The organism is Ruania rhizosphaerae (genome assembly GCF_009805705.1).
Lineage (GTDB): Bacteria > Actinomycetota > Actinomycetes > Actinomycetales > Beutenbergiaceae > Ruania > Ruania rhizosphaerae.
Window position 1 is genome coordinate 1 of record NZ_VSMB01000007.1, and the last position, 23,689, is coordinate 23,689.

Consider the following 23,689-nt stretch of genomic DNA (forward strand, 5'->3'; position numbering starts at 1 on the left):
GCCATCACGACCTCCCACGATCACCACTTGTCGCAACGACCGTATGAATCCACCGGCGTGGTTTCGACACCCAGGCCACCCTCGTGGGTGCTGGCTGGGGCGTCGTCACCCTCCGCGGGCCGTCGTCCTGAGCCGTTCGCTGCCTGCTCTCCAGGGGCCGCCCAGCCTCCAGGGGCCGAACTTTCGACCCCTGAACCGTTCAAGGGTCGAATGTTCGGCCCCCGAGGCGGTCAATCACCCACCGAGGTGCGGCCCCACGATCACTCCACCTCGAGCACCACGGGCACGTGATCGGAGGGGCCCTTGCCCTTGCGCTCGTCCCGGTCGATCCTCACGCCCCGCACCCGGTCGGCGAACGCCTCGGACGCCCAGGCGAAGTCGATCCGCATCCCCTCGTTCTTCGGGAACCGCAGCCGCTGGTAGTCCCAGTAGGTGTAGGCCTGCGGCACGTGCTCGCGCGTGACCTCGCGATACCCCGCGCTCTCGAAGGCCGCGAAGGCCTCGCGCTCGGCGGACGAGACGTGTGTGGCGCCGTCGAAGACGTCGATGTCCCAGACGTCGGTGTCCTGGGGTGCCACATTCCAGTCACCGAGCAGCCCGACCGGTGACCCGTCGCCGGCCCATGCACCCGCAGCCTCGCGCAGTGCCGCCAACCACTGGAGCTTGTAGGCGTAGTGGGGATCGTCCAGCGTGCGCCCGTTCGGCACGTACACACTCCAGAGCCGGATCCCGGCGCACGTGGCTCCGATGGCGCGAGCCTCGACATGGTCCTTCCACTCGGGCTGGCCCGCGAAGGAACGCTCGACGTCCTCCAGGCCCACCCGTGAGCAGATCCCGACGCCGTTCCACTGGTTCACGCCATGGTGGGCCACCTCGTAGCCCGCCGCCTCGAACGGCAGGTACGGGAACGCCTCGTCCTTGACCTTCGTCTCCTGCATGAGCAGGACGTCGACATCAGCGCGTTCCAGCCAGGCGACGACCCGCTCGGCTCGGGCACGGATGGAGTTCACGTTCCAGCTGGCGATACGCACGCCGGATACCGTAACCCGTCGCGAGGGGTCTGCTCCCACCGGACCGCCCACAGGCCCTTGGGCCTTTGCCGAGCGCTGAGTTGTTCGGCGTTGAGGCGCCGGACGCCGAACAACTCAGCGCTCGCCGGCGAAGCCCCCGGCGGTCTCGGCCGAGCAGCCGGGATGAGGGCGCTACCCTGACGGCCGTGACCACCAACGCATCCAGCCCCGCCCAGCGTCTCGCCGAACTCGTCAACACCCACGCCGTCGTCCACGGGCGTGTCACTCTCAGCAGCGGCAAGGAGGCCGACTACTACGTCGACATGCGGCGGGTGACCTTGCAGCACGAAGCGGCCCCGCTCATCGGGCACCTCCTGCTGGACCGGCTCGAAGAGGCGGGCTATGGCCCGGGGGAGATCGACGCCGTCGGGGGACTCACCCTCGGTGCGGACCCCGTGGTGTGCGCTGTGCAGCATGCCGCCGCCAGCCGCGGCCTGGACCTCGATGCCTTTCTCGTGCGCAAGGAAGCCAAGGGCCACGGGATGAAGCGACAGGTCGAGGGCCCCGACGTCGCCGGCAAGCGCGTGGTGATTCTCGAAGACACCTCCACCACCGGCGGCAGTGCGCTCACTGCGGTCGAGGCGGTACGCAACGCTGGTGCCGAGGTGGCCGCCGTGGCCTCGGTCGTGGACCGGGACACCGGCGCACGTGAAGCAGTGGAAGGGGCAGAACTCCCCTACCTGTGGGTGCTCTCCGCTGCTGACCTGGGCCTGGCTCCCCAGTAGGCTCGAACCGGACCGGGGCCACGCATGCCCCACCCGGGGAGGGAGACACCCGCCCGGAACGAGGAAGAACGGAGGTGCGCGATGGATGTCGGCATCGTGATCCTGCTCATCGTCCTGGCGCTCGTGGTGATCGTCCTGATCTGGGCGGTGGCAACGTACAACGGCTTCGTGAAGCTGCGGAACCTGGTGCAGGAGGCGTGGCGTCAGATCGACGTCGAGCTGCACCGGCGCTATGACCTGATCCCCAACCTGATCGAGACCGTCAAGGGGTATGCCGCGCATGAGCGGGCCGTCTTCGACGAGGTCACCCGGGCGCGTGCCCAGGCCGCCCAACCGGGATCCACACCGGCTCAGCAGGCGGCGCAGGAGGACGCGCTCTCCGGTGCGATCGGCCGGTTGTTCGCCGTCGCGGAGAACTATCCGCAGCTGCGGTCGGTGCAGAGCTTCACCCAACTGCAGGCAGAGCTGACGAACACCGAGGACCGGATCGCCGCCGGACGCCGGTTCTACAACGCCAACGTGCGCTCACTCAACACCAAGGTGGAGACGTTCCCGCCGAGCATCATCGCCGGGATGTTCAACTTCTCCCGGGCCGAGTACTTCGAGGTCACCGACCCGGCGGTGCGCACAGCGCCGCAGGTGTCGTTCCAGGATCAGGCCGGCCACGTGGGGGTCTACAACCAGCAGCAGCCCACCCGTGCACCGATGCCGACCGACTCGCCGGTGCAGCCGGGCACGCAGCCGCAGGGGTACCAGCCGCCACCGAGCGGGTACGGTCAGCAGCCACCGCAGCAGCCCTGAGAGTTCCGCTTCGCGGAGCCCATGGACGGCGCAGGGCCGGGTTCGTTGTGAACGAACCCGGCCCTTGGCGCGTCTGGGTCTGCGTGAGTGGGGATCTGGGCGAGCATGGCGTCGGCGGCTCGCAGGTGATCAGCCGTCGAGAAGGTCCAGCAGGTCGCCGATCCCGTCGACCACGTAGGAGGGCCGGTACGGGTAGTCCTCGACCTGATCGGCCTTGGTGGAGCCGCTGAGCACGAGGTAGGTGCGCAGCCCGGCTTCCATCCCGGCGACGACGTCGGTGTCCATCCGGTCGCCGATCATGGCGGTGTTCTCGGAGTGGGCATCGATCCGGTTCAGGGCGGTGCGGATCATCACCGGGTTCGGCTTGCCGACGAAGTAGGGTTTGCGGCCTGTGGCGGCGGTGATCATCGCCGCGACCGCGCCTGTGGCTGGTAGTGGCCCGTCGGAGGAGGGGCCCGTGACGTCCGGGTTGGTGGCGATGAAGCGTGCCCCACCGGCCACGAACCGGATGGCCTTCGTGATCGCGGAGAAGGAGTAGGTGCGGGTCTCGCCGAGCACCACGTAGTCCGGGTCGGAACTGGTGAGGGTGTAGCCCTGCTCGTACAGCGCCGTCGTCAACCCTGCCTCGCCAATCACGAAGGCACTGCCCTGGGGCACCTGGTCGGAGAGGAAGGTGGCCGTGGCCAGGGCCGAGGTCCAGATGAAGGACTCGTCCACGTCGATGCCGGAGCCGCGCAGTCGGGCGGCGAGATCGCGCGGAGTGAAGATGGAGTTGTTCGTGAGGATCTGGAACGGGATCTCCTTCTCACGCAACGCCGCGACGAACTCGGCCGCGCCCGGGAGTGCCTCTTCCTCGTGCACCAGCACGCCGTCCATATCGGTGAGCCAGTTCGTGATCTCGGGCATCGTGTTCTCCGGCACTGGTGGTGGGTGAGAGGGGTCTATGGCTCCAGTATGGCGCCCGGGTGTGATCAGCTCACCGCTGTTCTCGGGTCTGAAACTCGGGGTCAACCCGGAGATGGGGCCGAACTTTCGGCCCCTGAGGGGTTCAGGGGTCGATTATTCGGCCCGCGAAGGCGCCTGACAGGACCGGCGATACTGGTCCGATGGAACCCGAGGTGGGCGTCGGCCCGTGGCCAGGCGGGCCGGATCACTGGCCCGACGATCCCCGGCTGGACCCAGAGTTGTTGGCCACCGGCGACCGGCGCAACGTTGCCGACCAGTACCGGTACTGGCGGCTGGAGGCGATCGTGGCCGACCTCGACGCGCGCCGGCACCCGCTGCACGTGGCGATCGAGAACTGGGGCCGTGACTTCAACATCGGGTCGGTGGTGCGTACTGCCAACGCGTTCAACGTCACCCGGGTGCACATCATCGGCCGACGGCGCTGGAACCGGCGCGGTGCCATGGTCACCGACCGCTACCTTCACGTCGAGCATTGGGACGACGTCGCCACCTTCTCCGACTGGTGCGCCGAGTCGGGGCTGCCGTTGCTCGGTGTGGACAACGTGCCCGGCTCGGTGCCGATCGAGGGGCGGGCTCTCCCGGCCGAGTGCGCGATGCTGTTCGGTGAGGAGTCCCAGGGGCTGACCGCCGAGGCCCGGCAGGCGAGTGCGGAGATTCTGCACATCAGCCAGTTCGGCTCAACCCGCTCGATCAACGCCGGCGCTGCGGCGGCGATCGCCATGCATGCCTGGGTGGTCCAGCATGCGTCCATCCGGGGTACCGGAGCGCCGCGGGCCTGATCCGCTGACGAGCCCAGGCTGTAGGTGCCAATCGTCGTCGCCCCGGTCGTGCGGTACCGACGAGCGGTGGCACCTACAGCCGGCCCGATGCGCGGTGGGTGCCACTGGTTGTCGCTCCAATGCCCGGGAACCGACATCTCTCGGCACCTACCGGTGCCGTATCAGGCGGTCGATCGCTCTGGGACCTGCACGTGCGTCGGCTGCTCTCTCCGGTGGGCCAGGACCGTTCGGACGCCCGCCGCCACGCACGCCCCGGCGGCTGCGGCATACGCGGCCCAACGGACGCCGTCGGGAATCGGGACCGCGCCCGCGAGCGAGTGCAGATTCGTGAGCACGATCAGCCCGCCTGCCGCGGTGCCGAGCACGCGCGCCGGGATCAGGCGCACGAGCCAGGCCGCCAGGGGAGCGGCCACCACGCCGCCCGCGAGCAGGGCGAGCGCCCAAGCCGGGTTGATGCCGGCGGTGCCGATGCCGAGCAGGAAGCCGGCGCTGGCAGCGACCGCCACGAAGAATTCGCTTGCGGAGATCGAGCCGACGACCCGGCGTGGCTCGAGTCGGCCGCTCGCGAGCAGCGCCGGGGTGCCGACCGGGCCCCAGCCGCCTCCACCGACGGCGCTGACCGTCCCGGCCACGAATCCGAGTGGCGTGAGGAAGCGGCGCTGCAGCGGAGTGCCGATCCGGTCGGCCCGCATTCCACGCACTGAGAAGCGCACGAGCACGTAGCAACCCAGCGTCAGCAGCAGGCCGGCCATCACCGGGGCCGCGATCGCCACAGGAAGGCGGGAGAGCGCGGTGGCGCCGAGGAACGCGCCGAGGGCGCCCGGTAGCGCCAGCCGGCGCACCACCGTCCAGTCGACATTCCCGAAGCGTCGATGGGCCAGTCCAGAGGCCAACGTGGTGCCGATCTGTGCCAGGTGCACCGTGGCCGAGGCCGACGCCGGCTGCAGGCCGATCGCGAGCAGCAGCGTGGTTGACGTGATCCCGTGCCCCATCCCGAGGCTGCCGTCCACGAGCTGGGCTCCGAGCCCGATGAGGGCGAGCAGCACGAGCGTGATCACGAGGCTCCTCGGATGGGTGGACGGACGATCGCGACGATATCCGAGTGATCCAGTCGGATTAGATGGGTATTCGGAAGTGTCCAGATGGCGGTCATGCGGAGGGACTGCCCCGACCTGTCTGACACGGCAGCGTCGGTGCGGGGCAGCATTGCCCCGCACTCCACGTATCTGTGTCGCTCCTGTCACGGTCCCAGCCCGGCCTGACCCCCAACCGGTCCCGAATCCAGCAGAGGTCGAACCCAGTCGAGCCCGAACCTAGCCGCGACGTTGCCTGTGCTCAGGGGTTGCGCCAGGCGTCCTCGTCTGCGGTCAACTCCGCCACGAGCGCCGGTATGTGCCCGGCAGCCAGGTCTGCCAGCGTGACCTGCTCGAGCACAGCCCGCACGTTCGCCCGCAGTGCCACCCATACCTGCGGTAGCAGTGCAGCGGCACCCTGGTACGCGATCTCGCCGGGCCGTTCGTCCCGGACGAACACGAGCGGACCCTCGACCGCGCGGATCACGTCGGCGATCGTCACCCGCTCCGCCGGCCGGGCCAGCAGGTGGCCGCCGCCTGCGCCGCGACGACTGAGCACGAGCCCCTCACGCCGCAGATCCGTGAGGATTCCCTCGAGGAAGCGGTGTGGCACACCGGCCGCACGCGCCAACGCCTCGGCCGGCATCGGGGTCTCGCCTCCGGTGGCGAGCTCGGCTGCCGCCCTGACGGCGTACTCCGCCTTCGCCGAGATCCTCATCCGCCTACCTCATCGTTGCCGTGCGTGATCGTCTCCTCGCCTGCGTAGGGGCCGGACCCGAGCCATGGCCGGCCCGGTCGGGCTCGCTAGTGCCCGCTCACCCCGAACCCTATCGACGGCGCCCGCCGCCTCGGCCGCGCCCCATCCCTTCGGCGGAGTGACAGTGGTCCCTGATCCGCCCTGCGGCCGATGTGCCAGCAGCCGGTCGCGGGCTAGTGTCGCCGGACCGCACCCATCTCCCGAGAGGTTCCCGTGGCGTCCACGACCGCCCCACCCGAGCAAACGCCTTCGCCGGAGCAGGCCCCGAGCGACCCCGCCGAGCGCCCTGCCTCCATCCGTCGCCTGTGGTTCTATGCCCGCAGCCATCTGCGGATCCTCCTCGTCGGTGGGGTCCTCACGTTCCTCGGGGGCATCGTCGGCCTGGTCCAGCCGCTGATCGCGATGTCGATCATCGAGGCGCTCGGCGCCGGTGACTCGCTCGGTGACCTGTTGTGGATCCTCAGCGGCGCCGTCCTGGTCGGGGCCGTGCTGGAGGCGTTCGGGCCCTACCTGATGCAGCGCACCGGGCAGAACATCATCCTCACGGTGCGCCGCCGCCTGGTCAGCCAGCTCGTTCATCTCACGGTGGCCGAGGTCGACCGGCTCAAGTCCGGTGACCTCGTCTCGCGTCTGACGTCCGACACCAACCTGCTGCGCACCGTCGCCTCCACCACGGTGATCGGTGGATTCACGGCGGTCTTCATGCTCATCGGCGGCCTTGCTGTGATGGCGTGGATCGACATCGTGCTCTTCGGGGTCACGCTCGCGATGGCAGCGGTGGTCACCGTGGTGATGCTGGTGGTGATGCCCCGGATCGGTGCGGCCACGCGGGAGTCGCAGACCGCCCTCGGTGACATGGGCGCCATCCTCGAGCGGGCGCTCGGCGCATTCCGCACCGTCAAAGCCTCCGGTGCCGAGGACGCCGAGATCGCCTCGCTGGACCGGGCGGCCGTCGAAGCCCGTGACAAGGGCGTGACCGTCGCCGTCTGGGAGGCGCTCGCAGGCGTGCTGGCGTTCCTGCCGGTGAACATCGCTTTCCTCGTGGTCCTCGGACTCGGCGGGGCGCGGGTGGCTGACGAGGCGATGACGATCGGATCGCTCATCGGGTTCCTGCTGATGCTCTTCTATCTCATGGGCCCGATCGGTTCGCTCGTGCAGGCACTCTCCCAACTGCAGACCGGCCTGGCCGCCGTGGCACGGGTCGAGCAGGTGGACCACCTGGAATCGGAGGACCTCAGCGCGGGCACGGCCTCCCCGACGGCGTCCCTCACCTCCGCGGGGCCACGGCCTGCCGCTCGGGTCGAGTTCGACCGCGTCGAGTTCCGCTACGAGGCAGACCTCGCCCCCGTGCACCGTGGGGTCACATTCACCGCCAGTGGCACCGGCCTGACCGCACTCGTCGGCCCGTCCGGAGCGGGTAAGACGACGATCTTCTCCCTCATCGAAGGGTTCTACCCGGCCACCGCGGGTGAGGTGCGCGTCGAGGGGGTGGCCGTCCAGGACTGGTCGCTGCGTGAGCTGCGTTCCATGATCGGATACGTCGAGCAGGACGCCCCGGTGCTCAGTGGGAGCCTTCGTGACAATCTCACCCTCGCTGCCCCGGACGCCACGGATGACGACGTCGCCGCGGTCGTCGCGCAGGCCCGGCTGAGCGAGATGGTGGCGAGGCTCCCTGACGGGCTGGACTCCGCCGTCGGGCCCCGGGGGGTGACCCTCTCGGGAGGGGAGCGGCAACGGGTGGCCATCGCCCGTGCGCTGCTGCGGCGGCCGCGCCTGCTGCTCCTCGACGAGGCGACGTCCCAGCTCGATGCGGCGAACGAGGCCGCGTTGCGGCAGGTGATGCTCGAGGCTGCCGAGCGCACCAACGTGATCGTGGTGGCGCATCGTCTGTCCACCGTCACCAGCGCCGACCAGATCGTGGTGCTCGATGCGGGCCGGGTGCGTGCGGTCGGTACCCACGCCGAGCTCCTGCGTGCCGACGGCCTCTATCGCGATCTGGCGACCGAGCAGCTGCTGACGGCCGAGAACTGACAGTCAGGGACACCGACCCGGGACTTCATGGGACACTGGGCCCCGACATCACTCATCCCAGGCACAGGAGAGATTCATGGGTATTGCTACCCCTGAGGTTTACCAGGAGATGATCGACCGGGCGAAGGAGCGTTCATTCGCTTACCCGGCAGTCAACGTCACCTCCTCCCAGACCCTCACCGCCGCACTACGCGGCTTCGCCGAGGCCGAGAGCGACGGGATCATCCAGGTCTCCGTCGGCGGCTCCGAGTACGCCTCCGGCTCCACCATCAAGGACCGCGTCGCCGGATCGTTGGGTCTGGCCGCATACGCCGCCGAGGTGGCCAAGAACTACCCCGTGACCATCGCCCTGCACACCGACCACTGCGCGAAGGAGAACCTGGACAGCTGGGTTCGCCCGCTGCTGGCGCACGAAGCCGAGCAGGTGAAGAACGGCGGGCTGCCGTCCTTCCAGTCGCACATGTGGGACGGCTCGGCCGTGCCGCTGGACGAGAACCTCCAGATCGCTGAGGAGCTGCTCGAGCTCTCCCAGGCCGCCAAGACCATTCTCGAGATCGAGGTCGGCGTGGTCGGTGGCGAAGAGGACGGCGTCTCCCACGAGATCAACGACAAGTTGTACACGACCGTCGAGGACGGCCTGGCCACTGTGCGTGCGCTCGGCACCGGCGAGAAGGGCCGCTACCTCACGGCTCTGACCTTCGGCAACGTGCACGGCGTGTACAAGCCGGGTGCGGTCAAGCTCCGCCCGGAGATCCTCGGTGAGATCCAGCAGGCCGTCGGCGCCGAGGTCGGCAAGGACAAGCCGTTCGACCTGGTCTTCCACGGAGGATCCGGTTCCACCGCCGACGAGGTCGCGCTCGCGGTGGACAACGGTGTCATCAAGATGAACATCGACACCGACACCCAGTACGCCTTCACCCGCCCCGTGGTGGACCACATCTTCCGCAACTACGACGGTGTGCTGAAGGTCGACGGCGAGGTCGGTAACAAGAAGGCCTACGACCCGCGCGCCTGGGGCAAGTCGGCCGAGGCCGGTATGGCTCAGCGGATCGCGGAGGCCTGCCAGTGGCTGCGCTCCGCGGGCCAGAAGATGGGCTGACCTGGTCAACGCCTAGCGCAGTACCTCGCGGGACCAGCCCGCACACAAAATCCCTCGTCGATCTGGTCACCAGATCGACGAGGGATTTTGTATCGGGGCGTCAGCCCGCCAGGTGCCCCCAGTCCTGACGCAGCTCCCGCCACGGCCCGACGGCGGCCACCTCACCCTCGCGCAGCACAACCACCCGGTCGGCCAGGGCCAGTGCGGCCCGCTTCGAGGTCGCGCCGATCACGGTGGTGCTGCGCTCACGCAGGGCCGCCCACAGCTCCAGCTCGGTGCTGGCGTCCAGGGCGCTGGAGACGTCGTCGGCGAGCAGCAGGTCCGTGTCCGTGGCCAAGGCCCGAGCCAACGCCAGGCGCTGCACCTGACCACCGGAGAGTCGCACCCCGCGGTGCCCGACCAGGGCCTCCACCCCGCCGGCCTCCCGTACGTCCTGACCGAGGCGGGCATCGGCTACCGGGCGGTCGAGATCACGCTCGTGACCGAGGCGGATGTTGTCGGCGAAAGTGCCCGAGAGCACCCGTGGAACCTGTGCCACGTGCGCCACCTGCCCGGGTCGCAGGAAGGTCTCCGCATCCTCGATCTCCTGGCCGTTCCACCGGATGGCCCCCTCGTGTGAGACCAGACCGGCCAGGGCACTGAGCAGACTGGACTTGCCGGAGCCGACCTGGCCGACGAGCAGCACCAGTTCCCCGGCTCGGACCTCCAGATCGACACCGGAGATGCCGATCGTGCCGTCATCGTGCACGGCCGTGACGTTCTCGAGTCGCAGCCGTTCCAGTCGCTCCCGAGTGGGTGGATCTGCTGCCGGAGCAGCGCCGGTGAGCAGATCCACGCCCTCGGGCAGGTGCATCAGGTCCACACCTCCGGCGAACGAGGCCGTGGCCTTCTGCCAGGCGCGGGTGCCCGGAGCTTCCGTGACCACGGCGCCGGCCACCCGGCCGAACCAGTCGAAGCCGCCCACGGCGTTGGCGACGAGCAGCGCTGTCGCGAGCCCCCACCAGTTCCACAGCACCCCTGCCCACGCGGTGACCACTCCTGCTTGTACGAGCACCACCGGTACGCCATCGAGCACCGCCTGTACCCGGTGCTCGCGCACCGCCTTGCCGACGCGTTCGTCGTCGACCGTGCTCAGGTGCGCATGCACGTCCGGGGTGGCGCCGGCGAGCTTGACCGTCCGGGCCGACTCCAGCACCGAGACCAATGATCGGCCGAACCAGGCCCGCGCCTGCGATGCCGCCGCGGCCGAGCGCCCGGCGATGGGGCGGCCGATACTCGAGGCCAGTGCGGAGAACACCATCACCGCGAGGAGCACGGCACCGGCCAGCCACGTGCCGGCCAGGGCCGCCGTCACGGCTGCGATCACCAGGCCGTTGATGAAGTCGACCCAGCGGTCGGCATACCGGGCGTACCGGTCGGCGTCCATACTGCGTGCCACGACCTCCCCGGGTGGCGTACGGGGGAGGCGGCGCTGCATGGTCTGGCCGCGCAGCACTGACATCCGGGTCCGAAGCAGCACTTCCACCCACCAGCGCGGGTACCGCCAGATCGCGTCACCGAAGATCAGCGGGAACGCGAGCAGTCCGATCACCAGTGCGGCGAGCAGCCACCCCACCGAGGAGCCGCTCTGCACCGCTTCCACCAGGCGCCCCCACCAGAACCCCGTCAGCGCCCCGTGGGCGCCGAGCAGCGCCGAGACCAGAAACCCGATCGCACCCCCGACACCCCACGCCTTGCGGGCCATGAGCGCACTGAGCACGCCTCGCGCCAGGCTCGGACCTGTTCCCACATCCTCACGTTCCGGTGGTAGGACCGTGCGGCGCCGGTGCCCAAGCTGCGTTGCCGCCGTCGCGGGACCGTCGCTGCTGTGGTCACCGTCGTGGTCGCTCCGGTCATCACCGCTGCCGGAGTCACCTGCCTCCAACAGGTCCCGGAACGGGCCCGCTTCCGCGGCGAGGACGGGCCGCGGACCATGCTGGACCACCTGGCCATGGTCGAGCACCGCCACCGACTCCGCCCGAGCGGTCGTGCTCAGCCGGTGGGCGATGAGGATTCCTGTGCGCCCGCGCAGCAGCCGGTCCGAAGCAGCCACCACGCGACGCTCGGTCAATGGGTCCATCCGTGCCGTTGCCTCGTCCAGGATGACGATCTGCACATCCCGCACCAGCAGCCGCGCAAAGGCGACGAGTTGCTCCTCACCAGCGGAGAGGGTCGTCCCGCTCGCCCCCAGCAGGGTGTCGAGTCCGTCGGAGAGCCCGGCCACCCAGTCGGTCAGGCCCAGCTCGATCACCGCTGCCTCCACCCGCGCGCGCGGCACGTCGGAGAACAGCGTGATGTTCTGTGCCAGTGTCCCTGCCAGGATGTCGGTGCGCTGGCTCACCACCCCGACGGCGGCACGCAACTCCTGCAGGTCGAGCTCGGTCACATCCATGCCACCCAGAAAGACCGAGCCCGGCTCGGGTTCGACCGCCCGGGAGAGCAGCGCCGCCAGCGTCGACTTGCCCGAGCCGGTCCGCCCGACCAGCGCGATCGTCTCCCCGGCGGGCACGTGCAGGGTGATACCGCTGAGGGCGAAGGAGCCTTCCGGGTAGGCGAAGTGCAAGTTGCGTACCTCCACCCCGAGACGTCCCTCGGGAACGGAAGCTCCGCCGTCGGGCTCGGGCGGGGAGGCGAACATCTGCCTGATGCGCACCAGGGCACCCAGGCCCGCCTGCAGATCGGGCAGCTGCTCGGCCATGTGCGAGACCAGGCCGACGAACTGGGCCGTCACCAGGAACAGTGTCACCAGCCGGGCCACGGAGAGATCGCCGCCGATCGCCAGTGCCACCCCGGTGACCGCGACGGCGGCAAGCAGGCTGTGGAGCACTATGCCCGCACGTCGGATGAGGCGGGATTCCAGCACGATCACGCGGGCGAACTTCTCGTGCACAGCAGCCGAGAGGCGAGCCAGGCGCCGCACCACGTACGCCTGCCCGAGGCTGGTTCGCAGGTCGTCGCGACCGGCGATCCCTTCCTCGAGCACGGCCGCATGGTCCGTCCAGGCCATCTCCTCGATCACCTTGCGCTCGGCGATCGGGGCGAGCAACGGCCGCACCACCAGGCCCGTGATCACCGCGAGCACCGGGAACAGCGCGAATGCCGGCCACCACGTCCACCCGGCCACCAACCACATCGGCACCACCAGGAAGAGGGTGCGCAGGATGCCCCACCCCTGCATCCGGACGAGAGTCCCGACGTCGTGGGTGTCGTCGTCGACCCGGTCGAGGATCTCGCCCACGGCCTGCTCGGAGAGCGTCGCCAGCGGCTGGTGCAGGGCCGCCGTCAGCAGGTCGCCGCGTAGCCGCCCCTCGGCCCGGTCCACGACGGTCGACCAGATCACCCGGCCCGCGGTGTCCAGCAGCGCTGCTCCCAGCACGCACAAGGCCAGCAGCATCACACCGGTCGCCACCGGGTTCTCGGCGAGCCGGCCCGCGATCACGGTCCCGAATGTCTGCGAGACCGCTGAGACCATGCTGATCAGCAGTGCGAGCACGGTCGCTGGGCGGCGCAGGCGTCGCCAATCGACCCGGCGAGCCGGATCTTCCGGCACGGTCGGGCGCGTTGTGGTGTGGCTCTCTGCCGGAGCCCGCGGGGCGGTCGTGGTCATAGCGTGTCAACTGTAGGAACGACCTCCGACATCGGTCATCGTCTTTTCCGGCCACCGCGAGTGTTGAAGGCCACACGCAGGAGCGGATCTGCCATCATGCGCGCATGGGGGCGTTCTGGCGGGTCGGTGTGATGGTATTGCTCGTGGGGGTGCTGGTGGCGGCCCAGTTCCTGCGTGCCGACCATTGGTACCCGCTGGGAAGTCTGGGGCAGTACGCCTACCCCCGTGACCCGGACGGCGACGTGATCAACACCTACGTCATGGGCGTCACGACCACCGGCGACGAGGTGCGTGTGGGCCTGACGCCCGGCTCGGCCGGCATCTCGCGCGTCGAGTTTGAGGTCCAGCTCCCTGAGTTCCAGGCCGATCCTGACCTGCTGGGTGACATCGTCGAGGCCTGGCAGGACAGCCACCCTCCGCACGTGCTCACCTCGGTCACGGTGTACGAGAACATCTCCCCGATGTCCGCAGGTGCCCTGGCATCCGAGCCGTACGACACAGTTGTGCTCACCTGGGAGGTCCCGTGACGGCGGCCCTCGCCCTGGCGCGCCGCGTGCTGGCTTGGCTCGTACCCGCGCTGCCCCGGGCACGGGTGGCGTGGGTGCGCACGGCCCTGGCGGTCATGGCGGTGCTGGACGTGCGCTACTTCCTGAACTCCACCGGGGAGCGGGGCGCGACCCCGGACCTGTTCGCCCCGGTGCTCGTGGCCGAGTGGCTGCACCTGCCCCCGGTCACCGACGGCGTGGCGCAGATGTTGTTCGTCGGCGTGCACCTGGGGGCGGCTGCCGTGGCGCTCGGTGGTTTCACTCGCGTGCCTGCCGCTGTGCAGCACGCCGGTGGACTGGTGCTCGGTGGCTCGTATCTGCTCTGGGTGCTGTGGGCGATGAGCTACGGCTACGTCTCCCACGACCACATGGCGATCGTGATCGGCATGCTGGTACTGCCCACCGCAGGGACGTCCCGCTACGGCGGGGGACCGGCGGCGGACTCCGTGGCAGGGTGGCCGTTGCGGATGATCCAGCTCTTCACCGTTCTCACCTACCTCGGGTCGGTGCTGGCGAAATACGTCTTCAGCGGCGGCTCGCTGCTGCGCTGGGCCACCTCCGGCACGCTCGCGTGGGCGTTCATCCGCAGGCCCAACGATGTGAACCAGTTGCTGGTGCAGCATGCGCTGCTGCTGCGAGCGGCACAGTGGGGAGCGTTGCTGCTGGAGATCGTCTCACCGGCGGTGTTCGCGCTACGGGGGCGGTGGCTGGCGCTCGCGATCGGGGCCTTCATGTCCTTCCACCTGGCCACCTTCGTGCTGCTGGGCATCCACTTCCTGCCCACGGTGGTCTGCTGGTCGGCGTTCGTCCCGTGGGAGCGACTCCCTGCCTGGTGGCGGGCACGTCGCCGGACGGCGGCCCTCGCCCCTGCCTGACGCCTCGCCCGGGCGCTCAGTTCGCCGGGTCGTGCTCGACGACGTCCACCAGATCCCCGATGTGTGTCGCCTCCAGCAGGAACCGGACGACGTCCGGCGGCCGGATCAGCAACGGTCGTCCGGGCGTATGGCTGGCGAGCCGGGCCAGCAGTGCGATGCCGGCCGAGTCCATGAACTCCACGTGCCGCACGTCCACTTTGACGGGCAGACCAGCCTTCTCCGCTTCGGTGACAGCCTCGGTGAGCTCGTCGGACATGGCCACGTCGATCTCGCCGGAGAGCACCAGCCTGGTGCAGTCGTCTTCGAGCAGTGTCTGCACGATCCCGGTGCTGCCGTCGCCGCTGTCCGGGTTGCGGGGTGGCACGGCATCGCTGGGTGCGTCGGGCACGGAGCCTCCTGTGGGGGACGGGCCGGAGCGCGCATATGGCGAGCCCTTCAGTACTGACACGGTAGACGATTCGTGCAGGCCACACGTAGCGGTTCAGCGCGTGTCACGGGACGGGTGCGTCCCACCGCAACCATCACGGTCGGTTCCTGAGTGGAGCATCCCGGATGCCAGACTGGGGTCATGCATGCGAACCTGCTTGGCCCGGAACCGACCCGGCTGCCCGAGGATCACCCGGATATGGCGGCGCGCGCCGCGATCGGCGAGGGGACGTCGCTGCGCGATGTTGCCGCCCGTTACCCGGCGGCGAGCTACGCCTGGGGGATGCTGGCACGGGAGAGCCTCGCGGCCGAGGACCCAGTGGCCGCCTACGCCTTCGCCCGCACCGGCTACCACCGTGGCCTGGACGCCCTGCGCCGGGCCGGTTGGCGCGGTGCTGGCCCGATCCCGGCTGAGCACGTCCCGAACCAGGGGTTCCTCATCGCTCTGCTTGCGCTTGCAGACGCCGCCGAGGCGATCGGTGAAGCGGAAGAAGCCGAGCGGTGCCGGTCCTTCGCCGACGATTCGGACCCGGCGGCACGGTCGCTGTGATCACCGGTAGGCTGCACTGGGCCTGAACAGGTCTCGCAGACCGGAAGGAAACGCATGCCAGCCGTGGTGGTCCTCGGTGCCCAGTGGGGCGACGAAGGCAAGGGGAAGGCGACCGACCAGCTCGGTTCTCGCGTCGACTACGTGGTGAAGTTCAACGGCGGTAACAACGCCGGGCACACCGTGGTGGTCGGGGATGAGAAGTACGCGCTCCACCTGCTGCCCTCCGGGATCCTCTCCGAAGGATGCACGCCGGTGATCGGCAACGGCGTGGTGGTCGATCTTGAGGTGCTCTTCGATGAGCTGGACGGCCTCACGGCGCGTGGTGTGGACGTGTCCAAGCTACTCATCTCCTCCAGCGCCCACGTCATCCCCAGCTACAACCGGACGCTGGACAAGGTCACTGAGCGTTTCCTCGGCAAGCGGCAGATCGGCACCACTGGCCGCGGGATCGGCCCCACCTACGCGGACAAGATGAGCCGTGTGGGCATCCGCATCTCCGATCTGTTCGACGAGGGCATCCTGCGGGAAAAGGTCGAGGGTGCGCTCGAGCAGAAGAACCAGATCCTCGTCAAGATCTACAACCGGCGCGCGGCCGACATCGATGCCGTGACCGACGAGCTGCTCTCCTACGCTGACCGGGTCCGCCCCATGGTCGCCGACACCTCCCTGGTGCTGAACCAGGCGCTCGATGCCGGCAAGACCGTCGTCTACGAGGCGGGGCAGGCCACGATGCTCGACGTCGACCATGGAACCTATCCGTTCGTGACGTCGTCCTCCGCCACGGCCGGCGGTGCAGCGACAGGATCCGGGATCGGCCCCACGCGGCTCGATCGGGTGGTCGGTGTGATCAAGGCCTACACCACGCGTGTGGGCGAAGGTCCGTTCCCCACCGAGCTCAACGACGACGACGGGGAGTCGCTGCGTAAGGCGGGTGGCGAGTTCGGTGTCACCACCGGGCGGCCCCGTCGCTGCGGCTGGTACGACGCAGTCGTGGCCCGTTACGCGGGCCGCGTGAATGGACTCACTGACCTCGTGCTCACCAAGTTGGACGTGCTCACGGGCTGGGAGAAGGTCCCGGTGTGCGTGGCCTACGACGTGGACGGCGTCCGCCACGACGAGATGCCCGTGGACCAGACCGCCTTCCACCACGCCACCCCGATCTACGAGTACCTCGACGGGTGGTGGGAGGACATCTCCGGCTGCCGGACCTTCGAGGACCTCCCCGTGAACGCCCAGCGCTATGTGCTCGCGCTGGAGGAGATGTCCGGTACCCGGATCTCCTCGATCGGAGTGGGACCGGACCGGGCCGCGACCATCGTGCGTCACGACCTGCTGGACTGACCCGTCCGTCGCGATGACGGGACCCGTTTGGGCCGGTCGTGTCATCCCGATGTCAGTGCTGTACCGGCTCTCGGTCAAACGTTCGCCTGGAAATTCTCACGAACTTCGCTACGGTGGATTGTTTGTCGGGAGGTATAGCCCTACCGACGCGCGCATACGGAACCGAGGAGAGGGAGACGATGACAGCCGAGGTGAAGGAGAAAGCACCGCCGCCACCAGAGGATCCCGACCGTTCCGGGCCCTGGTACACCTCCGTCAGGCCGGGGGTCTTCTGGCCGTCGATGGTGGTGATCGCCGCCTTCGTGATCGCAGCCATCGCCGGCGGGTCAGCGTTCGGTGATGCGATCGGCGTGGTCAGCGGTGGAATCGTCACGGCCTTCGGGTGGTACTACATCGTGCTCGTGACGGCCTTCGTCGGCTTCGCGGTCTGGGTGGGCGTGAGCCACTACGGCGACATCGTCCTGGGAGACGAGGACGAGCCGGCCGAATTCAAGATGGGGCCGTGGCTGGCGATGCTGTTCGCTGCCGGTATGGGAATCGGTCTGATGTTCTGGGGTGTGGCGGAGCCACTGCACCACTTCGCCGGCATCCCGAACAGGTCCACCGGGATCGCAGAGATGGACGCCGCCGGGGCGGAAGAGTCCTTGGTGACCACCTTCCTGCACTGGGGTCTGCACCCCTGGGCGATTTACGTCGTCGTGGGTCTGGCCATCGCCTATGCCGTGCACGTGCGCAAGCGCCCGGTCTCCATCCGCTGGTCGCTGGAATCCCTGCTCGGCAAGCGCACCGACAGCTGGATCGGGAACGTCATCGACGTCATCGCCGTGGTCGGGACCGTCTTCGGCGTGGCGACCTCGCTCGGTCTCGGAGTATCTCAGGTCGCCTCCGGCCTGAGCTTCCTGGACATCATCGATGAGCCGACGAACCTCATCATGGTGGTCCTCATCGGGCTGATCACACTGGCCGCGCTGGTCTCGGTGGTCACCGGGGTGAAGAAGGGCATCAAGTACCTGTCCAACGGGAACATGATCCTGGCCATCGCTCTGATGGTTTTCGTGCTCATCGCGGGACCGACCATGTTCCTGTTGCGCGAGTACATCGAAGCCACCGGTCTGTACTTCCAGGAGTTCCTCAACAACGCCTTCCGTACGACCGCCTTCGCCGGTGAGGACGGCACCGCCTGGCAGGGCTGGTGGACCGCCTTCTACTGGGGCTGGTGGGTCTCCTGGGCGCCCTTCGTCGGCGTCTTCATCGCCCGGATCTCGCGAGGCCGGACCGTACGCGAGTTCGTCGTCGGTGTGCTGGTGCTGCCGACCGCGTTCTCCTTCCTGTGGTTCACCGTCTTCGGCGGCACGGCCCTGTACCGTCAGCTCTTCGGTGAGGGCGGTCTGGTCACCGAGGGTGGACCCGACGACAGTGTCGGACCGGAAGGGCTGACCGTCGATGGCACCGGCTCGCTGTTCACCTTGCTGGACGGTCTGGTCGGCGAACCCGGCAGCGGGATCGGGAAGGTGCTCGTCGGTCTGGCGGTGCTGTTGGTGATCATCTTCTTCGTCACCTCCTCCGACTCCGGCTCGCTCGTGATCGACATGCTTGCCTCCGGCGGTGACCCCGACCCGCCGAAGTGGAGCCGCGTGCTGTGGGCCACACTTGAGGGCTTGGTCGCGGCTGCCCTGCTGCTCGCGGGTGGAAGTGCTGTGCTGGGGGCGTTGCAGAGTGTGGCGATCTCCATCGCGCTGCCGTTCAGCATCATCATGATCTTCATGTGCGTGGCGCTCATCAAGCAGTTCCGTTCGCAGCGGGCTCGGATGTTGCGGGCCCAGCGCCGCATCGCGCGGGATGAGCTGACCGATCACGTCTCGACCTCGTTCATCGAGGACGGGCTGCTCGATCCGCCGCCCGCCGTGAAGCGGAAGCTGTTCAACCGCAAGAAGAAGCAGCAGCAGGACGCGGCGTCTCAGTCGGACTCGGTGCAGGTCTGACCTGACTCACAGCAGTCCTCACGAACGCACCCGGGTGCGGGCACCGAGCCCGCACCCGGGTGCGTTCTCGTTTGGGACGCCACGGTAGGCTCGGGCACCGTGAAGATCCTTCTCATCGGCTCCGGTGCCCGTGAACACGCCCTCGCCCGCTCGCTCGCGGCCGACCCACTGACGACGTCGCTGGTGGTGGCCCCCGGTAACCCCGGCACGGCGCGGATCGCGGCGAACGTGACCAATACCGACGTCGATGCGAACTCGCCGGACGCCGTCGCGGCATTGGCGCAGGAGTTGCAGGCCGACCTGGTGGTCGTCGGCCCCGAGGCGCCTCTGGTGGCAGGGGTGGCCGACGCCGTCCGTGCAGCGGGCATCCCCGTCTTCGGGCCGAACGGGGACGCCGCCACACTCGAGGGGTCGAAGGCGTTCGCCAAAGACGTGATGGCTGCGGCGAACGTGCCCACCGCGATGGCGCACGTGTGCCGCACGATGGACGAGGTGACCGAGGCACTGGATGCCTTCGGCCCGCCCTACGTCGTCAAGGACGATGGCCTCGCTGCCGGCAAGGGTGTGGTGGTGACCGAGGACCGGCAGGCGGCACTCGATCACGCGGCCGCGTGTGTGAACCGCGATCGGCGCTCCAGCGTGGTCATCGAGGAGTACCTCGACGGCCCGGAGATCTCGCTGTTCTGCCTCGCCGACGGCGAACGCGTGGTCCCGCTCGCCCCAGCGCAGGACTTCAAGAGGCTCGCTGACGGCGATGCGGGCCCGAACACCGGTGGCATGGGCGCCTACTCGCCGCTGCCGTGGGCGCCCGAGGGTCTCGTCGACGACGTGGTCGAGCGGGTGGCGCTGCCGACGGTGCAGGAGCTGGCGCGGCGCGGCACCCCCTTCGTCGGCCTGCTGTACTGCGGCCTGGCACTGACCTCTCGCGGGTTGCGAGTGGTGGAGTTCAACGCGCGCTTCGGCGACCCGGAGACGCAGGTGGTGCTCGCCCGGCTGGAGTCCTCCCTCGCCGCCGCCCTGCACGCTGCCGCGACCGGAACCCTTGACCAGCTGCCGGACCTGCGCTGGACCTCCGATGCCGCCGTCACCGTGGTGCTGGCTGCGTCCGGGTATCCCGGGCAGGTGCGCCAGGGCGACGTGATCACCGGGGTCGAAGCCGCCGAGGATCTGCCGGGCGTGCATGTCTTGCACGCCGGTACGGCCACCGACGACGGCGGAGCGCTGGTGGCCGCCGGAGGTCGCGTCCTCTCCGTGGTCGGGCTGGGAGAGGACATCGCGGCCGCACGCAGCGCCGCCTACGCCGGGGTGGAGCGGATCAGCCTCGACGGCGGCCAGTTCCGGACGGATATCGCCGCTCAGGTCTGACCGGGTCGTCTGACCGGTCCGCTGCCCGGGATTCTCAGGCCATCCGGGCGAACACGGCCGTAGTGCGCGCCGGCTCGAATCCGACTGAGGCGTAGAGAGCCCCGGCGCCCTGCGGGTTGGCGGAGTCCACATCCAACTCGACCACATCGAACTCGCCGGACTCGACTGCGGCGGCCAGCGTGGCGTTGAGAACGGCCCGGGCCAGCCCCTGGCCCCGGGCGGCCTCCCGCGTGCCCACCAGGCCGATGTAGAGCTCGCGGTCCACCCACTGCTGGGTCATCGCGTACGCCTGCACCTCACCACCTGCCACCGCCACCCGGGAGTACGCCGGACGGAAGGGGCGGCCCTGCACGAACTCCTGCCAGTGCTCGGCAGTGGTCGGACCGCTGCCCCAGTGGCTGGCGAAGGCGTCGTTGTGGGCCAGGCGCGTGGCCTCGCTCAGCTCGGCCGTGAACGGCACCACCCGCGGGTCCGCATCCGCGAGGTCGGCACCCAGCAGCGGCCTCTTCATCGCGGTGAAGTAGCGTACCGGCTCGTATCCGCGTTCGGTCAGCAACGGCCGCACCGGGTCGGTCTCCAGTCCGCCACCCGAGCGCAGCTGGACCGGTGCTCCAGGGTGCCGCTCGCGGGCGAGGGCGATGCCGCGCGGCTCCATCCGGTCGAACATCTCGGTGGCGATGCCGCGGCCCCGGTAGTCCGGGTGGACTCCACCACCGATCGACACCCGGGCCCACCCTTCGGCGTGCGTGAGTGAGTTCGGGACGCGCAGCTGGGCATAGGCGACGAGTGCCTCCCCGTCCCACACGGCGAGCGAGTCCGTCTCCGGGGTGAACCCGTGCTCGGTCAATTCCTCGGCGAGGTCCTCGGCATCGTAGAACTCCTCGGTGCCGTCCACGCGCGCGAGCAGGTTCGTCAGCGCGGACCAGTCCTCGACCGCGCTCTCATCCAGTGTTGCCCACCGCAATGCCATCCCATGTCCTTCTCTCGTAGGGCTCCACCCTTGCCGACGGCGGCCGCTCACCTCAAGCGGAATTCGTCTCCTCGGCCTCAGGCTGCTCGGGGTTCGCCTTGGTGGCCTTGGCGGTCCGGCTGGCCCCGGTTGCCGCAGAAGCCGTGGTGTCGTTCTGGTTCAACGCCCGCTTCGCCTGCGTATCGGTCACTAGGAAGGCGTTGATCCACCGCGCCTCCGGGTGGGCGTCGACGAGTCCGGCCTTGGCGGCCAGTGTGAGCGGCACTGCGAGGATTGCACCCAACGGGCCGACCACCACAGTCCAGAACGTGAGCGAGAGGAACGAGACCGCGGGGCTCAGGCCCACGGCGTCCCCGACGACCTTCGGTTGGATGATGGTCTGGATGGTGAAGTTCAGCACCGAGTACGTCACGATCACGGCGACCATATCGGTGACGCCGCCCTCCAGCAGAGCGATCAGCGCAGGCGGGATCAGACCGATCACGAACCCCACATTCGGGATGTAGTTGGTCACGAACGCCAGCACACCCCACACCAGAGCCAGTGGCACGCCGATGATCCACAACGCGATCACGTCCAGCGCGGCCACGATGAGACCGAAGACGGTGCAGACGACCCAGTACTTGCGCACACCCGCGAAGAATGCCCGCAGTGAGGTGGCCAGCTCTGGGCGGCTCGCCGTCAGCAACTGCCAGCGCGAGCGCACCGACGTGGAATCGATCGCCAGGAAGAACATCACCACCAGGATCACCAGTGCCTGCCCGCCTGCCGAGGTGGTGCCCTGCACCACGGCGCCGAGCAGATCGGCCACCCGGTTGAGGTCGATCGAGCTCGCGTACTGGGCCAGGGCGGCATCGTCCACGCCGAACTGCTCCAGCCAGTTGAGGGTGTCCAGATAGATCATCTGCAGGTCACGGGTGTAGCGGGGCAGCTCCAGAGCGGCCTGCGTGAGGGAGGCGATGGTGGCGATCACGAGTGCGGTCAGCACCACGTACAACCCCAGCAGCACCAGCACCGCGGCCACGATCCTTGGCGCCCCCGCCCGCTCCAGTAGCCGCTGCAACGGCCGCGCCGAGACGAACAGCGTGAACGCGAAGAACGCCGGCGCCACGATCGAAGCCGTGAAGTACAGGCCCACCGCCCCCACGGTCAGGCCGGCGATCACGACGGCGGCGCTCGCCAAAGACGGGCGGAATCTCGTTGCGCTCGGCTCACCCAAGGTACTCACCCCCTCATTCTTACCTGTTCCCGGGGACACCCCGGTTGGCGAGCTCGTCGGCGCGTTCGTTCCCCGGGTCTCCGGAGTGGCCCTTGACCCACACCCACTGCACCGAGTGCCGGGCGACCTGCTCGTCGAGGGCGCGCCACAGGTCCTCGTTCTTGACCGGCTTCTTCGCCGCCGTCTTCCAGCCGTTCCGCTTCCAGCCGGGTAACCAGGACTTCATCCCGTTCATCACATAGGAGGAGTCCACGTGCAGGGTGACCTCGCAGGAGGTGGTCAGGGCCTTCAGGCCCTCGATCACCGCGGTCAGCTCCATCCGGTTGTTGGTGGTGGACTCCTCACCGCCGAACAGTTCACGCTCGTGCGGCCCCGAGCGCATCCATGCACCCCAGCCACCGGGACCGGGGTTTCCCTTACAGGCCCCGTCGGTCCACATCTGGACGACGGGCTGGTCGGAGGGGTCGCGGGGAGTCGGCCCGTGCGGAAGGGGAGCCTCGGCCTCAGGGGGCATCAGGCGGAGGCGAGCAACGCCGTCAGGGCGGACCGGAAGAAGCCCAGCCCGTCCGTTCCGGGCCCGAACCCGTCCTCGACGGCGTGCTCCGGGTGCGGCATCAGCCCCACCACGTTGCCGCGGGCGTTGGTGATACCGGCGATGTCGCGGCGGGAGCCGTTCGGGTTCCCCACGTAGCGGAACACCACCCGCCCCTCGCCTTCGAGCTCGTCAAGAGTGGGCTCGTCGGCGATGAACTGACCGTCCTGGTTCTTCAGCGGGATCAGGATCTCCTGCCCCTGCGCGAACTGGTTCGACCACGCCGTCTGCGCGTTCTCGACCCGCAGCACCTGGTCGGTGCACAGGAACGTCAACTGGGTGTTCTTCACCATCGCCCCGGCGAGCAGGTGCGACTCACACAGGATCTGGAAGCCGTTGCAGATCCCCAGCACCGGCACCCCGGCGTTCGCGGCGTCCACCACGCTGCCCATAATCGGCGCGAAGCGGGAGATCGCCCCGGCGCGCAGGTAGTCGCCGTAGGAGAAACCGCCCGGCAGCACCACCGCGTCCACCCCGGCAAGAGAGTCCTCGGCGTGCCAGAGCCGGACCGGCTCGGCACCGGCGAGACGCACCGCACGCGCCGCGTCGCGGTCGTCGAGGCTCCCCGGGAAGGTCACCACACCGATGCGGGCCATCAGGACTCCCGGGCCCAGTGCACGGAGACGACGTCCTCGATCACGGGGTTGGAGAGCACCTCGCTGGCAGCCTTGCGCGCCTGCTCCAGCACCTCCTCGTTCGGCTCCCCCTCGACATCGAGTTCGAAGCGCTTGCCCTGACGGACGGCGGCGAACTCGGTGAATCCGAGTCGGGGAAGGGCACCGGCGACGGCCTTGCCCTGGGGGTCGAGGATCTCCGGCTTCGGCATGACCTCCACGACGATGCGTGCCATCAGTGCGCAACTCCTCTGCAGGGGGAT

At 69.0% G+C, this 23,689-nt stretch carries 22 protein-coding genes; 11 read left to right on the top strand and 11 right to left on the bottom strand.

Annotation, left to right across the window (positions count from 1 at the left end):
- Positions 1–260 precede the first annotated feature (260 nt).
- Entirely contained in the window at positions 261–1,031 is a 771-nt protein-coding gene (locus FV560_RS10935) for an exodeoxyribonuclease III (protein ID WP_159621581.1), read from the bottom strand.
- A gap of 185 nt (positions 1,032–1,216) precedes the next feature.
- Between FV560_RS10935 and pyrE the strand changes: the two genes are divergently transcribed.
- Both pyrE and FV560_RS10945 read left to right on the top strand, forming a co-directional pair.
- Positions 1,217–1,795 (top strand): orotate phosphoribosyltransferase, encoded by a 579-nt coding sequence (gene pyrE, locus FV560_RS10940; RefSeq protein WP_159621582.1) that lies wholly within the window; start codon positions 1,217–1,219, stop codon positions 1,793–1,795.
- 81 nt (positions 1,796–1,876) lie between these two features.
- Positions 1,877–2,596: a LemA family protein gene (locus FV560_RS10945; RefSeq protein ID WP_159621583.1), complete on the top strand. Its 720-nt coding sequence runs from the start codon at positions 1,877–1,879 to the stop codon at positions 2,594–2,596.
- Positions 2,597–2,725: 129 nt separating this feature from the next.
- On the opposite strand, the gene FV560_RS10950 is transcribed toward FV560_RS10945, so the two are convergent.
- Positions 2,726–3,502 (bottom strand): HAD-IIA family hydrolase, encoded by a 777-nt coding sequence (locus tag FV560_RS10950; RefSeq protein WP_159621584.1) that lies wholly within the window; start codon positions 3,500–3,502, stop codon positions 2,726–2,728.
- A gap of 200 nt (positions 3,503–3,702) precedes the next feature.
- Between FV560_RS10950 and FV560_RS10955 the strand changes: the two genes are divergently transcribed.
- A complete protein-coding gene (locus FV560_RS10955) occupies positions 3,703–4,341 on the top strand; it encodes a TrmH family RNA methyltransferase (RefSeq protein ID WP_159621585.1) in 639 nt (212 codons plus the stop codon).
- A gap of 161 nt (positions 4,342–4,502) precedes the next feature.
- Here FV560_RS10955 and FV560_RS10960 read toward each other — a convergent pair whose 3' ends face one another.
- Together FV560_RS10960 and FV560_RS10965 are read right to left on the bottom strand one after the other, a co-directional pair.
- On the bottom strand, positions 4,503–5,399 hold the full coding sequence (locus FV560_RS10960) for a sulfite exporter TauE/SafE family protein (protein ID WP_159621586.1): 897 nt from the start codon (positions 5,397–5,399) through the stop codon (positions 4,503–4,505).
- Between the two features lie 277 nt (positions 5,400–5,676).
- A complete protein-coding gene (locus tag FV560_RS10965) occupies positions 5,677–6,132 on the bottom strand; it encodes an RrF2 family transcriptional regulator (RefSeq protein WP_159621587.1) in 456 nt (151 codons plus the stop codon).
- Positions 6,133–6,384: 252 nt separating this feature from the next.
- Here FV560_RS10965 and FV560_RS10970 point away from each other — a divergent pair, with 252 nt between their 5' ends.
- Together FV560_RS10970 and fbaA are read left to right on the top strand one after the other, a co-directional pair.
- Positions 6,385–8,202, top strand: a complete 1,818-nt coding sequence (locus FV560_RS10970) for an ABC transporter ATP-binding protein (RefSeq protein ID WP_200837629.1) — start codon at positions 6,385–6,387, stop codon at positions 8,200–8,202.
- A gap of 76 nt (positions 8,203–8,278) precedes the next feature.
- Positions 8,279–9,301: a class II fructose-bisphosphate aldolase gene (gene fbaA / locus FV560_RS10975; RefSeq protein ID WP_159621588.1), complete on the top strand. Its 1,023-nt coding sequence runs from the start codon at positions 8,279–8,281 to the stop codon at positions 9,299–9,301.
- A 100-nt stretch (positions 9,302–9,401) separates the two neighbouring features.
- On the opposite strand, the gene FV560_RS10980 is transcribed toward fbaA, so the two are convergent.
- A complete protein-coding gene (locus FV560_RS10980) occupies positions 9,402–12,947 on the bottom strand; it encodes an ATP-binding cassette domain-containing protein (protein WP_159621589.1) in 3,546 nt (1,181 codons plus the stop codon).
- A 104-nt stretch (positions 12,948–13,051) separates the two neighbouring features.
- On the opposite strand from FV560_RS10980, the gene FV560_RS10985 reads away from it, so the two are divergent.
- The gene (locus FV560_RS10985) at positions 13,052–13,474 is read left to right on the top strand and encodes a hypothetical protein (RefSeq protein WP_159621590.1); all 423 of its coding nucleotides are present in this window, start codon (positions 13,052–13,054) and stop codon (positions 13,472–13,474) included.
- A complete protein-coding gene (locus FV560_RS10990) occupies positions 13,471–14,367 on the top strand; it encodes a hypothetical protein (RefSeq protein WP_159621591.1) in 897 nt (298 codons plus the stop codon). Before FV560_RS10985 ends, FV560_RS10990 begins: the two co-directional genes overlap by 4 nt.
- 16 nt (positions 14,368–14,383) lie before the next feature.
- On the opposite strand, the gene FV560_RS10995 is transcribed toward FV560_RS10990, so the two are convergent.
- Entirely contained in the window at positions 14,384–14,755 is a 372-nt protein-coding gene (locus FV560_RS10995) for an STAS domain-containing protein (protein WP_235020069.1), read from the bottom strand.
- A gap of 180 nt (positions 14,756–14,935) precedes the next feature.
- On the opposite strand from FV560_RS10995, the gene FV560_RS11000 reads away from it, so the two are divergent.
- The 4 genes from FV560_RS11000 (at position 14,936) to purD (ending at position 20,031) form a co-directional block, all read left to right on the top strand.
- The gene (locus tag FV560_RS11000) at positions 14,936–15,343 is read left to right on the top strand and encodes a DUF3151 domain-containing protein (protein WP_159621592.1); all 408 of its coding nucleotides are present in this window, start codon (positions 14,936–14,938) and stop codon (positions 15,341–15,343) included.
- 54 nt (positions 15,344–15,397) lie between these two features.
- The gene (locus FV560_RS11005) at positions 15,398–16,684 is read left to right on the top strand and encodes an adenylosuccinate synthase (protein ID WP_159621593.1); all 1,287 of its coding nucleotides are present in this window, start codon (positions 15,398–15,400) and stop codon (positions 16,682–16,684) included.
- 179 nt (positions 16,685–16,863) lie between these two features.
- Positions 16,864–18,666, top strand: a complete 1,803-nt coding sequence (locus FV560_RS11010) for a BCCT family transporter (RefSeq protein ID WP_159621594.1) — start codon at positions 16,864–16,866, stop codon at positions 18,664–18,666.
- A 99-nt stretch (positions 18,667–18,765) separates the two neighbouring features.
- Entirely contained in the window at positions 18,766–20,031 is a 1,266-nt protein-coding gene (purD, locus tag FV560_RS11015; protein WP_159621595.1) for a phosphoribosylamine--glycine ligase, read from the top strand.
- A gap of 34 nt (positions 20,032–20,065) precedes the next feature.
- On the opposite strand, the gene FV560_RS11020 is transcribed toward purD, so the two are convergent.
- From FV560_RS11020 to purS, 5 genes are read right to left on the bottom strand one after another with little or no spacing between them, the layout of a single operon-like run.
- On the bottom strand, positions 20,066–21,001 hold the full coding sequence (locus tag FV560_RS11020) for a GNAT family N-acetyltransferase (protein ID WP_159621596.1): 936 nt from the start codon (positions 20,999–21,001) through the stop codon (positions 20,066–20,068).
- A 52-nt stretch (positions 21,002–21,053) separates the two neighbouring features.
- Positions 21,054–22,229, bottom strand: coding sequence for an AI-2E family transporter (locus FV560_RS11025; RefSeq protein WP_159621597.1), 1,176 nt, complete (start codon positions 22,227–22,229; stop codon positions 21,054–21,056).
- Positions 22,230–22,239: 10 nt separating this feature from the next.
- Entirely contained in the window at positions 22,240–22,734 is a 495-nt protein-coding gene (gene rnhA / locus FV560_RS11030; RefSeq protein ID WP_476748639.1) for a ribonuclease HI, read from the bottom strand.
- On the bottom strand, positions 22,734–23,408 hold the full coding sequence (purQ, locus tag FV560_RS11035) for a phosphoribosylformylglycinamidine synthase subunit PurQ (RefSeq protein ID WP_159621598.1): 675 nt from the start codon (positions 23,406–23,408) through the stop codon (positions 22,734–22,736). The genes rnhA and purQ overlap by 1 nt, the downstream gene beginning before the upstream one ends.
- Positions 23,408–23,662 (bottom strand): phosphoribosylformylglycinamidine synthase subunit PurS, encoded by a 255-nt coding sequence (gene purS, locus FV560_RS11040; protein WP_159621599.1) that lies wholly within the window; start codon positions 23,660–23,662, stop codon positions 23,408–23,410. Before purS ends, purQ begins: the two co-directional genes overlap by 1 nt.
- Positions 23,663–23,689 lie beyond the last annotated feature (27 nt).